At 51.4% G+C, this 15,028-nt stretch carries 15 protein-coding genes and 1 pseudogene; 3 read left to right on the top strand and 13 right to left on the bottom strand.

Annotation, left to right across the window (positions count from 1 at the left end; genetic code table 11):
* Nucleotides 1-682 (top strand): annotated as a pseudogene (locus tag VB081_RS02035) (phospho-sugar mutase); the annotation flags it as partial.
* Nucleotides 683-692: 10 nt separating this feature from the next.
* The gene (locus VB081_RS02030) at nucleotides 693-995 is read left to right on the top strand and encodes a Dabb family protein (protein ID WP_323399186.1); all 303 of its coding nucleotides are present in this window, start codon (nucleotides 693-695) and stop codon (nucleotides 993-995) included.
* A gap of 44 nt (nucleotides 996-1,039) precedes the next feature.
* On the opposite strand, the gene VB081_RS02025 is transcribed toward VB081_RS02030, so the two are convergent.
* From VB081_RS02025 to VB081_RS01965, 13 genes are all read right to left on the bottom strand, one after another.
* Complete coding sequence (locus VB081_RS02025; RefSeq protein WP_323399185.1) at nucleotides 1,040-2,770, bottom strand: sensor histidine kinase; 1,731 nt, start codon at nucleotides 2,768-2,770, stop codon at nucleotides 1,040-1,042.
* Nucleotides 2,771-2,773: 3 nt separating this feature from the next.
* A complete protein-coding gene (locus VB081_RS02020; protein ID WP_323399184.1) occupies nucleotides 2,774-3,457 on the bottom strand; it encodes a response regulator transcription factor in 684 nt (227 codons plus the stop codon).
* 34 nt (nucleotides 3,458-3,491) lie between these two features.
* On the bottom strand, nucleotides 3,492-4,148 hold the full coding sequence (gene phoU / locus VB081_RS02015) for a phosphate signaling complex protein PhoU (protein ID WP_323399183.1): 657 nt from the start codon (nucleotides 4,146-4,148) through the stop codon (nucleotides 3,492-3,494).
* Nucleotides 4,149-4,168: 20 nt separating this feature from the next.
* A complete protein-coding gene (gene pstB / locus VB081_RS02010) occupies nucleotides 4,169-4,924 on the bottom strand; it encodes a phosphate ABC transporter ATP-binding protein PstB (protein ID WP_323399182.1) in 756 nt (251 codons plus the stop codon).
* A gap of 15 nt (nucleotides 4,925-4,939) precedes the next feature.
* Entirely contained in the window at nucleotides 4,940-5,827 is an 888-nt protein-coding gene (gene pstA / locus VB081_RS02005; RefSeq protein ID WP_331675943.1) for a phosphate ABC transporter permease PstA, read from the bottom strand.
* On the bottom strand, nucleotides 5,817-6,749 hold the full coding sequence (gene pstC, locus VB081_RS02000; RefSeq protein WP_323399181.1) for a phosphate ABC transporter permease subunit PstC: 933 nt from the start codon (nucleotides 6,747-6,749) through the stop codon (nucleotides 5,817-5,819). Before pstC ends, pstA begins: the two co-directional genes overlap by 11 nt.
* 89 nt (nucleotides 6,750-6,838) lie before the next feature.
* The gene (locus tag VB081_RS01995) at nucleotides 6,839-7,741 is read right to left on the bottom strand and encodes a phosphate ABC transporter substrate-binding protein (protein WP_323399180.1); all 903 of its coding nucleotides are present in this window, start codon (nucleotides 7,739-7,741) and stop codon (nucleotides 6,839-6,841) included.
* Between the two features lie 154 nt (nucleotides 7,742-7,895).
* The gene (locus VB081_RS01990; protein ID WP_323399179.1) at nucleotides 7,896-8,651 is read right to left on the bottom strand and encodes a glucosaminidase domain-containing protein; all 756 of its coding nucleotides are present in this window, start codon (nucleotides 8,649-8,651) and stop codon (nucleotides 7,896-7,898) included.
* Nucleotides 8,652-8,929: 278 nt separating this feature from the next.
* Complete coding sequence (locus VB081_RS01985; RefSeq protein ID WP_323399178.1) at nucleotides 8,930-9,406, bottom strand: peptidylprolyl isomerase; 477 nt, start codon at nucleotides 9,404-9,406, stop codon at nucleotides 8,930-8,932.
* A gap of 111 nt (nucleotides 9,407-9,517) precedes the next feature.
* The gene (hydF, locus tag VB081_RS01980) at nucleotides 9,518-10,696 is read right to left on the bottom strand and encodes a [FeFe] hydrogenase H-cluster maturation GTPase HydF (protein ID WP_323399177.1); all 1,179 of its coding nucleotides are present in this window, start codon (nucleotides 10,694-10,696) and stop codon (nucleotides 9,518-9,520) included.
* A 10-nt stretch (nucleotides 10,697-10,706) separates the two neighbouring features.
* A complete protein-coding gene (gene hydG / locus VB081_RS01975; protein ID WP_323399176.1) occupies nucleotides 10,707-12,113 on the bottom strand; it encodes a [FeFe] hydrogenase H-cluster radical SAM maturase HydG in 1,407 nt (468 codons plus the stop codon).
* Between the two features lie 13 nt (nucleotides 12,114-12,126).
* Nucleotides 12,127-13,122 carry a [FeFe] hydrogenase H-cluster radical SAM maturase HydE gene (gene hydE, locus VB081_RS01970; RefSeq protein WP_323399175.1) on the bottom strand — a complete coding sequence of 332 codons (996 nt, stop codon included), beginning with the start codon at nucleotides 13,120-13,122 and terminating at the stop codon, nucleotides 12,127-12,129.
* A 157-nt stretch (nucleotides 13,123-13,279) separates the two neighbouring features.
* Complete coding sequence (locus VB081_RS01965; protein ID WP_323399174.1) at nucleotides 13,280-14,530, bottom strand: hypothetical protein; 1,251 nt, start codon at nucleotides 14,528-14,530, stop codon at nucleotides 13,280-13,282.
* Between the two features lie 191 nt (nucleotides 14,531-14,721).
* On the opposite strand from VB081_RS01965, the gene VB081_RS01960 reads away from it, so the two are divergent.
* The coding region (locus tag VB081_RS01960; protein WP_323399173.1) for a coenzyme F420-0:L-glutamate ligase at nucleotides 14,722-15,028 on the top strand (307 nt) is incomplete at its 3' end.

Here is a 15,028-nt window from a genome sequence, read left to right as displayed (position 1 = left end):
GTTCGTTGTGAAGTCCATCGTATCGACAGACCTAGCGGACGTGATCGCAGCGCATTACGGCGTTGCGCTGCGCAGCGTGTTTACGGGCTTCAAGTTTATAGCAGAGCAGATCAAGCTGTCCGAGCAGACAGGCAAAGGAACCTTTGTATTCGGTTACGAGGAAAGCTACGGCTTTTTGCAGGGCGCGTTCGTGCGCGACAAGGACGCGGTGCAGGCCGCGATGATGGTGGCGGAGGCCGCGTGCTGGTATGCTTCTAAGGGAATGACGTTATATCAGGCGGTGATCGCCATGTACGAAAAATACGGCTGGTTTGAAGAACTCGTCGTTTCCAAAACACTTTATGGCAAAGAAGGCATCGAAAAGATACAGAACGCCGTCAAGACGCTGCGGGCGGACTATCCTGCTAAGATCGGCGATTTTGACGTACTTGCGGTACGCGACTATTTGAAGCAGGAGCGCACCGATATGCGCACGGGCGAAAAAACGCCCATCCCGATGGAAACATCGAATGTGCTATACTTCGAACTCGACGGCGCACGCTTCATCATCCGTCCGTCCGGTACGGAGCCTAAGCTGAAATCCTACCTGTCCGCGTCCTCTGCCGACAGAAAGGAAGCGGAGTACCTCCTTGGTAAGTTAAAGACAGATGCCGTTACGCTCATCGAAAAGCTGACGGATTGAGGAGGAAAGCATGGAAGCAGAGGTAAGGCACATGGTGGTTTTCAACCTGAAATATTCCAAAGACGATCCCCGCACCGCTGATTTTTTTGAAACAGCTGAACGGATATTCTCCAATCTCCCCATTGCCAAAAATTTCATGATGTGCAGCGAGATCAGCCCCAAAAATGGTTACGACTACGGCTTCTCCTTCGATTTCATGACACAGGCCGATTATGACGCCTACAATCAAATCCCCGCACACCTCGCCTTTGTCGAGGAACGCTGGAACAAAGAAGTGTCAGACTTCATGGAGATCGACTTCAAAGAACAATAAATACAAAAAGAGCCGCCCTCATGGCGGCTCTTTTTATGTTGCCTTTAGTCTTTTCTCAGCCGCACCGTGAACTCGCTGCCCTGACCAAGCTCACTGCTGACCGTAAGCTCTCCGTCATAGAGAGACACGATATGCTTGACGATCGCAAGCCCGAGTCCCGTCCCGTTGACCGCTCCGGCCCCGGAGTTTTTCGCCCGGTAAAAACGCTCAAAGATACGATCCAGTTCCTCCTCAGGGATGCCGATGCCGTCGTCGCGCACATGGATATACGCGTTTTGCTCATCCTCTTCAAGCCTGATCTCTATATTCCCGCCCTGCTTGCTGTACTTCACCGCATTGTCGCACAGGTTAAGGATCATTTCCTTCATGCGCGCCTTGTTCGCCCTGATCGACGCGCTCCCGTTGACCTGTGTCGTAAGGCCGCCTTCCTTGATCTTGTTTTCCAGAAGGTGCAGTACGTCATGCGCAACATCCGCGAGAGGAACCCTTTCCACACTTTCATCGATGCTGATCTGTTCTAGCTCAGACAATTGCAGCGTATCGTTGATCAGCCCCATCAGGCGGTCGGATTCTTCCGTGATCCGTTTTGCGTATTCCGTCACTTTTTGCGGATCGTCCACCATGCCGTTTTCAATCAGTTGGGCAAACCCGTTGATGGAGGTCAGCGGCGTTTTTAATTCGTGCGACACGTTTGCCGCAAAATCCTTGCGGATACGTTCCGACTTTTCGATGTCCGTCACATCGCTGATTAGTACGAGCATACCATACCCGTTGTTGCCTACAAAAGAGCTGTCCGCAACGATACTCGTATAAAAGCGGTATACCCTGCCGCTTAAGTCGTCACGCACCTCAAAGCGTTTGTTCTTTTTCTGCGCCATCGACTTTTCCAGTTTTTTAACAACGTCCTGCCTGCGGATAAAGTGCAGGATATTTTCGTTTTCAACATCCTCGCGCGCGCCCAATATCTCCTTTGCCGCCGCATTGATGAGCAGCACGTCCATCTCATCATCGACGATAAGCAGCCCTTCACTTAAGCTGTCGATGATGAGCGCTGTTTTTTTGTTCTCTGTTTTCACCCGTTCGATGTAACGGTTCAGCCGCTCAGCAAGACGCGTGAACGCCCGTGTGATATCTTCAAATTCCGAATAGGTACTTTCCACCTCGATATTTTTGCTTTTCCCGCTGACATACGCCTGCACAGAATCGTACAGCCGCCTAAACGGCCGCAAAACGCTTTTGGCAAACCTACCGGAAAAGATCACGACAACCACGACCAGTACAATAAACATCATGATGATAACTGGAATCGTCTGGTTGATGATGAGTCCCACATTGGTAAGCGGCATCGCATTTCGCACGATTACGCCGTCCGGCAGCTGCTTGGCGACATAGACCATATCATATCCTTTGGTTTCTGAGCGCCGCACCTCATAGCCAAAGGAACCATTGATCGCCTCTTTTATTTCCGGTCGGTCAAGATGGTTTTCAAGCACGCCATCCTCTTCGGGCGCATCCGCGAGCACTGTCCCGTCCTCAGCGATAAAGGTCAGACGGTTGTTCTGCCCGTAGGCCTGCTGGTATTCTTGCGCGATCTTCTGGTAGTCCGGATTTTGCTCGTCACCGACCGCAAGCGCGATCGCGTTGACATTGCCCTTCAGCACTTCGACCATGTCGTTTGCATACGTCCCGCGAAAGCTGAACGTAGATATGAGCACTGTCACCACCAGCGTGATCACCAGCATACATGTCGTAAACAATACAATCTTCTTTTTCACGTATTATACCTCAAAACGATATCCCACGCCGCGGATGGTCTTGATGTATTCACCACAGCGCCCCAGTTTCTTTCTCAATGTTTTAATATGCATATCCACAGTACGCGTCTCGATATCCGCCTCGATGCCCCATATCTTGTTCAGCAGCATTTCGCGCGTCAGCACGATGCCCGCGTTTTTCATAAAATACCGCAGCATCTCGAATTCCTTATAGGTAAGCTCGGTCTTTACGCCGTCCACATACAGGATATGCCCCGTCGTATCCATCACAAGACCGCCGTGCTCCATGCGCTGCACCTCCGGCTTGCCCGGCTGCCTTCCTGCACGGCGTATGACGGCATTCACGCGCGCGATCAGCTCCAGTACGCCGAACGGCTTGGTCATATAATCGTCCGCGCCAAGGTTAAGTCCAGACACCTTATCGACCTCCGTCGTACGTGCTGTGAGAAAGATCACAGGAACCCCAAAGTCTTCCTTGTCACGCAGTCTGCGGAACGTCTCAAAGCCATCTATGCCCGGCAGCGTGATATCCAGCAAGATCGCCTGCGGCTTTTCGCAGTCTTCGTATTCGCGCAGCATATCCTCGCCGCATGCGTATACATGTACGTCAAAGCCTGCCGATTGCAGGGTACACATTATCAGTTCCCTTACTGCTGCGTCGTCTTCCACCACCGATACAAAAGCCATAAACGTTTCACCTCGGTTTCATTATACCACAGCCCTACAGGATACGCCTGTCCTTATGCACGCCCGTTTCCGAGAACATCGCCCATTCCGCAATGTTTTCCGCATGGTCGCCGATACGTTCCAGATACTTGGCGATCATCAGGAAATCGACAATCTGGTCGATCTTATCCTGATCCTCGATCGCCATTTGCAGCAGCTCGTTTTTGACGACGTCGTATAAACGGTCTACTTCATTGTCAAGCTCAATTACCTGCTCTGCCAGCTCCATATCGCGGTGTACATACGAATCTACCGCCATATGCACCATTTGCGCCGTCGTTTTACCCATCTTCTGGATATGCTGCGGACGGTCGATGGTCAGGTTCTTGCAGATCGTGAGCGTGATCTCCGAAATATCCGCCGCATGATCGCAGATACGTTCGATGTCCGTGATCATCTTAAGCGCAGTCGAGATCATGCGCAAGTCCTTTGCCACCGGCTGCTGCTTCATGATCAGCTTCATAGAACGGCTTTCGATCTGCCGTGCCATCGCGTCTACGGTATCATCGTCCTCGATGATCTCCCGCGCGCCTACCGTATCGCAGTCCTCGATCACGCACAGCACCTTTGTGATGGTATCTTCCGCCATCGCCGCCATGCGTATCAAATCAAGGTTTAAGTTTTCCAGTTCCACATCAAATTTATTTCTCATTTTATTCTTCCCTTCTATTATTATCCAAAACGCCCGGTGATATAGTCCTCAGTCCGCTTGTCCTTTGGCATACTGAACAAGTCCTCGGTCTTTGCATATTCGATCATTTCTCCCAGCAGGAAAAATGCCGTACGGTCGGAAATACGTACCGCCTGCTGCATATTGTGCGTGACAATGACAACCGTATATTTCTTTTTGAGCTCGCTCATCAAATCTTCGATCTTCGTGGTGGAGATCGGGTCAAGCGCCGACGTCGGCTCGTCCATCAATATAACCTCCGGCGAAACGGCAATCGCCCGCGCGATGCACAGGCGCTGCTGCTGTCCGCCCGACAGACCGAGCGCACTTTTCTTGAGGCGGTCACGCACCTCTTCCCACAACGCCGCACCCTTTAAGCTGCTTTCCACAATACCGTCGAGGTCTGTGCGGTTCTTGATTCCGTGAATGCGCGGCCCATAGGCGATGTTGTCATAAATGCTCATAGGGAACGGATTCGGCTTTTGGAATACCATTCCGACCTTTTTCCTAAGGATTGTCACATCCACCTTCGGGTCATAGATATTCTCTCCGTCAAGTATCACATCCCCAGTGATCTTCACGCCCTCGATCAGGTCGTTCATGCGGTTGAGTGTTTTTAAGTATGTCGATTTTCCGCAACCGGACGGGCCGATCAGCGCCGTGATCTTCCCCTCCTCGACGTCCATATTGATATCTTTTAAAGCATGGTTCTCCCCATAATATAAATTCAGGTTTTTGGTTTCAATTTTGATACTCAAGTTTCAATCCCCCTGTCACTTATTCTTTTTCGACAACCGCTTACTCAGGTAATTGGTCAGCAGGTTGATCGACAGTACGATCACCACCAGCACCGCCGCAATGCCAAATGCCGCGTCGTTTTGCCCTTTAGCTGCATAGGTGTACAGCTGCACGGTAAGCGTCGCGCCCGATTCCATCATATGCCCGAAGAAATTGGTGGGCATATTCGTGCCGATACCGGACGTAAAGAGCAGCGCCGCCGATTCTCCAACGATCCTGCCGATCGCCAGAATGATCGCGGTAATGATCCCGGGAACCGCGCCGGGCAGGATGATCGTACGGATCATATGCCATTTTGTCGTGCCGATGCCAAGCGCGCCTTCACGGTATTCGTTAGGCACCGTCTTAAGCGCCTCCTGCGTCGTACGCACGATGATAGGCAGGATCATCAGCACAAGCGTCAGCGAACCAGCGAGGATGGAGTACCCCATCTGCAGCGTGACGCCGAAGAACACCGCGCCGAACAGGCCGTACAGCACAGATGGGATACCCGCCAGCGTTTCTGTCGTAAATTCGATCACGCGCACAATCTTTCCGCGCTTGGCATATTCGTTCAGATAGATCGCCGCGCCCACGCCAATGGGTGTGGCGATCAGCAATGTGATCCCGATCATGTAAAGGGTATTTAAAATACTGGGTAATATACCTACCGTCTTATTGAGCGCGCTTGGCGCTGTGGATAAAAACTCCCAGTTGACCTGCGGCAAACCGCGCACCATGATGTATACCAGTAAATAAAACAGGATAACGACCGTAAGGATCGCGCAGGCATAGATCGCAAATATCTGCGCGCCGTCTTTGGGGCGGCGCTTCTTCTTCATCAGGCTGATATCATTGGAAAGCTTTTCCAAACTACTTCTCATTGCTTGCCGCCTCCTTTTTCAATATCGTATTCAAAAGAACGTTGATGACCATAATGAAGATAAAAAGGACAAGCCCTATACTGAAAAGCGCTTCCCTGTGCAAGCCTGAGGCATAGCTCATTTCCGATACGATCCCTGTGGTTAAAAAGCGTACGCTATTAAAGAGTCCCGGCATATTCACAACATTACCGGACACGAGGATGATCGCCATTGCCTCGCCAAGCGCACGGCCGATGCCAAGTACAACACCCGTGATAATACCCGATTTTGCCGCGGGTATCTGCACCTTGAAGATCGTCTGCATCTTTGTCGCGCCCGTGGCGAGCGACGCTTCCGTAAATTCACGCGGCACAGCCCTAAGGGATGTGATACTGATATTAACCACCGTCGGCAGGATCATGATCGTCAGTACGATAATGCCTGAAAGCATGTTGGCTCCGCCTGTAAACGTGTGGGTCGGGTCGTTTGCATACAGCAGCATTTCCAGCTTACCAATCTGCGGAACCAGCAATATCATGCCGAGAAGCCCGTAGACCACGGAGGGTATGCCCGCCAGAAGCTCGATCGCCGGCTTTACGATGCCCGCCAGCTTCTTATGCGCCACCTCAGACACAAACACCGCCGCCATCAGCGCGATGGGTACGCCGATCAGGATCGTGATGCCTGTTCCGACGAGCGACGTCAGGATCATCGGCAATATGCCAAACTTCGGATCAGCCGCCGTAGGCGCCCACTGCGTGCCGAACAAAAAATCCTTCAGGCCGATGGTGAACATAGCGGGCGCGCCGGATATGATCATATAGATCGTAATCACCAGCACCGCCACCACGGCAAACGCGCCGCAAAGTATAAAAACGCCCTTCATCGTTTTTTCAAGGGCGCTCTTTGTTTTCCTGCCGCCCATGATCGTAATATGTTCCATAGCATGCTCCTTATAAGGTCGTTTATAACCGCCTAAAGAGGCGCGGGATGCCCTGCGCCTCTTTAGGGTAAAATCTCAGAGGAAAAGTTTTATGAAACCGAGATCAGTTTGTTGTCCGCTACGATTGTCTGTCCCTCTTCTCCCATTACGAAATCCAGGAACGCCTGTACTTCGGGACGAAGCTCGCCGTCCGTCGTTATCATGAGGAAGGGTCTCGAGAGCGGGTATTCATTCGCTTTGATCGCGTCTTCCGTTGCCGGTGCGCCATCTACATTCAGCGCGATCACTGTATCGTCCAGTGCTTCTAAAGATACATAGCCGATCGCCGCCGGCGTTGCGGACACTGCCGTCTTAACTGCGCCTGTCTCATTTAGTTCCTGCGCATATTTGCACTTGTCCGCGACATCGAGTAATTCTTCAAACGCGCCGCGCGTTCCGGAAGCTGCTTCACGGCCGATCACCACGATCGGCTGGTCGTCGCCGCCAAGGTCTTTCCAGTTTTTGATCTCGCCGGTGTATACCTTTGCGAGGTCTTCCTTGCTGATATCCGTTACCTTGTTGGCCGGGTTGACGACGATCGCAATACCGTCGATCGCCATTTTGTTTTCCTTGATGCCTGTTTCTTCTGCTTTCAGCTCTCTCGAAACGTTGCCGATGTCGGATTTGCCTTCCTGTACATCCTTCACGCCTACGGAAGACCCGCCCAGCTGTACATCCACTATCACATCAGGATATTTTGTCATGAACGCTTCTTTTAAAGCATTCGCGATCGTTTCCATCGAGGTGGAGCCGGACATCTGTACTTTGCCGGAAAGCGCTTCATCGGAAGCCGGTGCCGACGCGGAGGCCGCAGCGCTTTCAGACGGAGCAGCGGCACTTTCGCTTGCCGCCGGTGCCTGCGAGGGTTGCTGTGCCGCAGGATTGCCGCCGCAGCCTACCAGTGCAAATATCGCTACGAGTGCCAGAGCTGTTACCATTACCAATTTCTTCATTTTCGTTCTCCTTGTTATGTTAAATTTAAAAGATTAACCGTTTGAGTACATTTGCATTATAAAGGTTTCATGTAAAATCACAACGCATGTTATGTAAAATACATGTAAAGAAAAAAGACCACGGCTAAACCGTAGTCTTTCTCTTTTTCTTCATTTATGCAGTTAAAATTTTCTGATAACCGTTCTTCATCAGGCTCTCGATCGCGCTTGTCCAAGATGAGGACTGCTCGCAATACCTGCGCGCGACGTCCTTTACCGTTTTGCCTGAGTAAAGATTCGCCCCCTCTGTCAGGTATTTCGATCCAAGCAGCCGCGCCATATAATCTACGCAATCCGCTTTCGTGTCAAACGCCATATATCCGCCGCGACCGTTTTTCAGTCCGCCCAGATTGTTTTGCCTGCGCGCCAGCGAGCTCGATCCGCTTCCGCTTTCCTGCTTTGTGATGCTGACCAGGAAAAGCGCATTCACGCCGTACTTGCTCTCCATTGCGGCAAACGTTTCGCCAAGGCCTGCCAGTTCTGTTCCGGCAAGGAGCTGTTCTATCTGCTCTGCGCTGTACGCCGTCAGCCTTGTTAAGTCTGATCCGTATTCATACGCATAAGCCGGAGCTGTCAGCGCTGTGGCCTCCGTCGGGATGTAGCGGATCTCGTCTTCTATCAGTACTGCGTTCCAGTCGCCGTTTACGTTTGTCATGTATATGCCGACTTCCGTTCCCGATTCCAGTATAGATACCGTCTCCCCGTTTTCCGCCGGGATATCTTTTACTTCCGTTTCTATGATCGTCATGCTTTGCTGTGTTTCAATTGCTTGTCCTTCCACATGCTCTTCTTCTGATGCTGCCTGTGTCACTTCGGGCAGCTCCTCCGCGTATGCGGGCGCTGCGCTCATAAGCATCAGAATCGTGATCAAGAAGAATGTTCCTAACAGGATCAATCCATTCTTTATCCGTTGTGTGGTACTCAACAAATCACCAGTCTTTCTATTTTTAATTTCCGTCCGTCGGTTCCGATAATACAGACCAACGTATCTAGTTTTACCACAAACAGTAAGATTTGTAAAGTTTTATTCATGATTTTTTAATATTTTGCACATTTTCCAGCACTCATTCCCCACTTCATTAACTTTTTTACAAAAGAAAAAACCACTGCCTGCGCAATGGTTTTTGATCCTGTCAATTTTTCTGTTTTTTATTCTTCTTCTAAAGTGACTTTCTCAATCTTGATCTCTGCCGTCGGCTTATCAGAAAAATCCGTCTTCATCGCAGCGATCTCATCTACAATATCCATTCCCTCGACGACCTTGCCAAACGCCGCGTACTGACCGTCAAGATGCGGCGAATCCGCATGCATGATGAAAAATTGCGATCCCGCAGAATTTGGGTCCATACTGCGCGCCATAGAGAGCACGCCGCGCTTATGCTTAAGCGGATTTTCGATCCCGTTCGATGCAAACTCGCCTTCGATCGAATATCCGGGGCCGCCTGTCCCCGTTCCGTTTGGGCAACCGCCCTGTATCATAAATCCTTTGATGACCCGGTGGAACGTAAGGCCGTCATAGAACCCCTCTTTCACGAGTTTTTTGAAGTTTTCCACTGTTTTCGGGGCAGCATTCTCGTCGAGTTTGATTTTAATCGTCCCGCAGACTTTGATTTTCATAAGAACCATTTTCTTATGCCTCCCGGTTTCCGGATACATTTACTGCACCTGATTTATGCCATTATTATAAGGCATTTCATAACATTTGTAAACCGTACACATATAATTTTAAACATTTGTTTACCAAATCACGCGATCAAGCATTGAATTAAGAAACGCGATAGCAACGCCAAAATTTGTAATCGGAACCCCTGCATTTTTTGCCTCGTCGATCTTGGAAAGCATATTTTTACGGTTGATCATGCACCCGCCGCAATGAACGATCACTTTGTATTTTTCAATATCGTCCGGAAATCCGTGTCCTGACGTGTTCTCAAAAACCAGTTCTCCGCCGGCGTATTGGTTTAGCCAGTTCGGCAACTTCTCCCGCGCGATATCGCCCTTCTGCGCGTGGTGCGTACACGACTCCGCGATCAGCACATGATCGCCCGACTTTAAGTCCGCGATAGAACGTGCCCCCTTGACGAATGCTTCGATATCGCCCTTGTATTTTGCCATCAGCATGGAAAAGGATGTAAGCGGGATATCCCTGCTCAGATGCTCGTTTACATATTTGAACACCTGTGAATCCGTGATCACAAGTTTGGGCGGATGTTTCAATTCCCCCAGCATAGGCGTGAGGTCTTCCGTTTTTACAGACACCACCCTACACCCGTTGTCGAGCAGGTCGCGCGTCACCTGCACCTGCGGCAGAATCAGCCTACCCTTGGGCGCCTGAATGTCCTGCGGCATCACGAGCATAACGACGTCCCCCACGCTTACCATATCGCCCGTGATCGATCGCTCCTCACCCTGCGCTGCATTATCAATGATCAACTGCTTGAGCTTCTGTGTCCCTGCACCCGTCTTTGCGTTGATCACAACAGATTTTTCGCCAATGGGCGCAGCCGCGCATGCCTTTTTTCCTTCAAATATATTATAGGCAACGAGTACCGGCGTATTTTTTTCTTTCAGCCGCCGCATATAGCCGCGCTCCACCGAAAGGTCGGTATCGCCGCAGCGGATCACAAACACGGCGATATCCGCTTTGTCTACCACCTCGTCCGTTTTTTTGATGCGCGCTTCGCCAAGCTTTGTCGTGTCGTCAAGCCCCGCCGTATCGATGAACACGACAGGCCCTATGGGCAGCAGCTCCATCGCTTTATAGACCGGATCGGTCGTCGTCCCCGCAACATCCGACACAAGCGCGATGTCCTGCCCTGTGATTGCGTTGATCGCGCTCGATTTTCCCGCGTTCGTCTTCCCAAAAAACGCGATATGCACCCTGTTCGCGCGCGGTGTTTCGTTTAATCCTGACATATTGTTCTCCTTAGAATCGAAAATCGCGTTCCCCAGCCTCGATCTTCGCGATATACTCGCGCGCCTTCTTACGCACCGTGTCGTTGGGGATCTGCTTCAGCTGCTCCTCGATCAGTTCGTCCGCCATCTGCTTGAATTCGTCGTCACCATAATCCGTCGCGTATTCCTTCAATGTGATCAGCGCGTTCGGCTGGCAGATATTACCGATCTGCCCCGCTTTCGCAAGACGCATAAAACGGTCGCCCGTCCTGCCCTGCCGGTAGCATGCCGTACAAAAGCTGGGGATATAGCCGTCGCGGATCAGCTCCTTCGTCATTTCGATGGGTGTCCTGTGATCCTCGATCTCAAACTGTGGCTGCTGTGTTCCCATCGTATAGCCGCCCACGCCCGTCGCGCTGCCCGCGCTCACCTGCGAGATACCAAGCTTGATCACACTGTCACGGAATGTGCCGCCCTCGCGCGTGGACAAGATCATTCCCGTATACGGTACGGTCATACGCAGGATCGCCACGATCTTTTTAAAATCATCGTCGCTGACCGCGTGCTCATAATCTGTTTTCTTCACGTCGCCCGCGTCACGGATGCGCAGCATGGAAAGTGTATGCGGCCCCACGCCGAACACCGCCTCTAGGTGCTCTGCGTGCATGATCTGACCAACAAGATCGTACCGCCAGTCGTACAGCCCATAAAGCACACCCAGCCCCACGTCGTCTATCCCGCCCTGCATTGCGCGGTCATGCGCGGTCGTGTGATATTCGTAATTGCTCTTTGGCCCCTTGGGGTGCTGATATTCGTACGTCGGCTTGTGATAGGTTTCCTGAAACAGGATATATGTACCGATGCCCGCATCCTTTAATTTTTCATAGTTTTCTACTGTCGTCGCGGCGATGTTGACATTCACACGCCGGATCGCGCCGTTGTCAAAATGGATCGAATAAATCGTTTTGATGCTCTCTAACAAATATTCCATCGTATTGTTGACCGGGTCTTCCCCCGTCTCCAGCGCCAGACGCTTGTGCCCCATTTTTTCGAGCTCTTTTACTTCCTGCACGATTTCTTCCTGCGTCAACTTTTTGCGCTCCATACACGACGAATGGTGATAGCCGCAGTAGCGGCATTCGTTTACGCAATAATCTGACAGGTAAAGCGGCGCAAACATCACGATGCGGTTGCCATAAATATGTTTTTTGATGCTCATAGCAACGTCAAACATCTCGTTTAACAGGTCTTCATCCGTAACAAAACTTAAAACAGATGCTTCCTCATGCGACAGCCCCTTAAATGCGCGCGCTTTTCCGATGATGCGTTTTACTTCTTCCTTATCCTGCGCTTTTTCCTTTGCCGCGGCAAGCGTACGTTCGATCTCGCCATGATCTATAAATTCCGCTGCCGTCATACCTTTTTTATCGTAAGCCATTTCTTTTACCCCTCTATTCTGCCTTCAACCCAAGTTCTGACAATCTTTGTTCCAGTTCTTCAAATTGCACCCCGAGCGGCACGTCCTGTGCGTCCCTGCCCGGATAGATATCGTATAGTTTCCTGAATGCAAAGGGCGTCGCCTTTTGCATGATGACATTTGCCCCGCAAAGGAGCGCGTCGCGCATGCCGCCCTTTACATTGAGCGCCGTGGTGGACGGCAGGTGGCACCGCGGCAGCAGCAGCCGCGCTATTGCGAGCACCTTTAACGTCTTGTGTGCGTCGCCGTCCTTAGCCTTTCCAATGTTTGTATCCGGATGCGCGATAAACGGGCCGATGCCCGCCATTTCCACACCTTCTTCTTTTAGCGTCAGCAGGTCACGCGCCAAAATCTCGTCTGTCTGTCCGGGCAGCCCGACCATAAAGCCGCCGCCCAGCTCAAAGCCCAGCGCTTTTAGCGTGCGTTGCGCCTGCAGCCTGTTTTCTAGTGGTACGCCATGTAATGACTGGTAAAGTGCCGCGTCAGCCGTTTCGTGCTTTAACAAAAACCGGTCTGCTCCCGCCTCGCGGATCAGCTTATATTCCGCAAGCGTCCGTTCCCCGATGGAAAGTGTCACTGTGCAATTTGCGCGCGCCTTGATGCGTGCTACGATGTCCGCGAGCATATCCGCCGTATAATACATATCCTCACCGCTTTGCAGGATGACGGTGCGGTATACCTTTGCTGCGTCCACCGCTGCGTCCACCAGCTCATCCGCGCTCATACGGTAGCGCGTCACCTTGTCCATGTGCGCGTTGATGCCACAATAAGCGCATATGCAGCGGCAATGATTGGAAAATTCGATGATCCCCCGCACAAACACAAGGTTCCCGTATTCCCGTGTCTTCACATCATTGGCTGCCGCAAACAACGCGCCATCCACCGTGTCGTCCGACAAGATTGCGGCGATCGCATCAACATCCGGCTTTTGCGTATCCAGTATATGCTGTCCAAATTCGTATTTTGCCATATTTCTCCCCCCAATAAAAATGCTGTCCCTTTGAATACAAAAGAACAGCACAAAACTTGCGTCTCATAAGCCGTCCTTCCGTTCAGAATCGTTCCTTGCGGTCAGAAGTCTTTCCTTATATTATAAATACCCGTTTTTTACACCGTCAATCCGGATTTTACCTCGATAATCCGGCGATCGCGCATCCTTTCAGCACTGCCATATCTACGCTGATCACATCCGCCTCGATCCCCCTGCTTTGCAAAAACGGCAGCAACGTACTAAGCGCCTCATGTTTTAGGCCGAACATCTTCTCGTATGTCGTACCCTCGATCGTCATACACACACGGGGATTTGTCTTGCATGCCTTCAGTGCCATCGCCGCCATTTGCAGCGCAAGCAGCCGCCCCGCACGCTTCGTCAGGTTGAGCAATATCTCGTACGCCGCTTCCCTGTCCTTTTCACCGGTAAAATGATCCGCGACCACACCCGTGCGGTCTGTCAGAAATTCGTTCACCTGCATCGTATCGAGCTGCGAAACGAACGGCTGTTCAAAAACGCCTTCCGCGCTTGCAACGCGTAGGGTGAATCCACACAGGTTTCCCAAATATCCGCCGCTCGTCATTTTCTCAAATACACCCACGCCGGGGTTTTGAAGGCTGTTGTCAAACGCAATGTCGATATCGCAGCGCGGGAGCTTATCATAGCTTCCCGCCTCCGCATTGACGACCGTCACGCCGTCCGGCTGGTGTCCGTTCATTTTTTTGATGTTGCCGATCGTCTCCATATAACAGCTGTTGCTGCCCGTACCGAGGATCGTGCCCGTAAAGGAGCCGTAGCCCTCCGTTAATTTTTCCGCTTTCCCCGCAAGCGCCGTCGCCACCGAGTCGTTCAATACGATCACGCTACAGTCGCTTGCGCCCAGCTTCGCAAGGCTTGCGCATATTTCTTTGCCGAGCAACTTGCCGCCCGCTCCCTTCACCTTGACCTCCTTTGTGATATCGACGATCTCGCTGTCGATATTAGGCAGCGTCTTGGCGCGGTAAGCAAACGAGATGACGATGTCCGTAGTAATATTTGTCAGCGGGAAGATCAGCTCCGCCAGCGCATCAAAAAACGCCTGTGCGCTAAGCTCCTTTTCCACACCGGGCATGATGTAGCGGAACACCTCCCCTGTGGAAAACTTTCCGTCCGCATCAAACTGCGCCACCGTAATACGCAGGTTCGTCCCTCCCGCGTCAACACACAGCACCGGTTTTTCGCGCTGTACGTCGTCCTTTAAAGCAATATATGAGGGCAGCATCAACAGCGAACTCGGCTGTCCGCACAACCCCTTTTTCATCTCATCGATATATCGGTCGATCTCGTCTTCCGGCACGACCGTTTCATATCCCATGCAGTGCTTTTGTAAAAAATCTTTTGCTTCCAAATATATATACTCCTTCTCCAAAATTCTGTTATTTTTATTATACAGAAAAACCGGATGTTTGCAAAGCGCCTGATCCTGTTTCCCATTTTTTGTATATGGGTTGAGCCTTTTTCCTTTTTCTGCTATAATACAAAAGGTTTATTCCAAAAAAAACGTATCTTTCCCTGATACGTAATAAAGGTGGGATTTTTATGTCTAGACTAGTAGGAACCATTTCCCGGGGCATCCGTACCCCGATCATTCGCGAAGGCGACGACTTAGCGCAGATAGTAGCAGATTCTGTCCTCGAAGCGGCAAACGCTTTTGACGGCGGCTTTGCGGTTCAGGATCGCGACGTGATCGCTGTGACGGAAGCCGTCGTGGCACGCGCGCAGGGCAACTATGCGTCCGTTGACGATATTGCTGCCGATGTGTCGGAAAAATTTGGCGACGAAGCAATCGGCCTGATCTTCCCGATCACCAGCCGCAACCGTTTTGCGATTTGTCTGCGCGGTATTG

Source organism: Christensenella sp., assembly GCF_034927525.1.
Classification (GTDB): domain Bacteria; phylum Bacillota; class Clostridia; order Christensenellales; family Christensenellaceae; genus Christensenella.
This window is presented reverse-complemented; position numbering and strand designations above follow the sequence as displayed.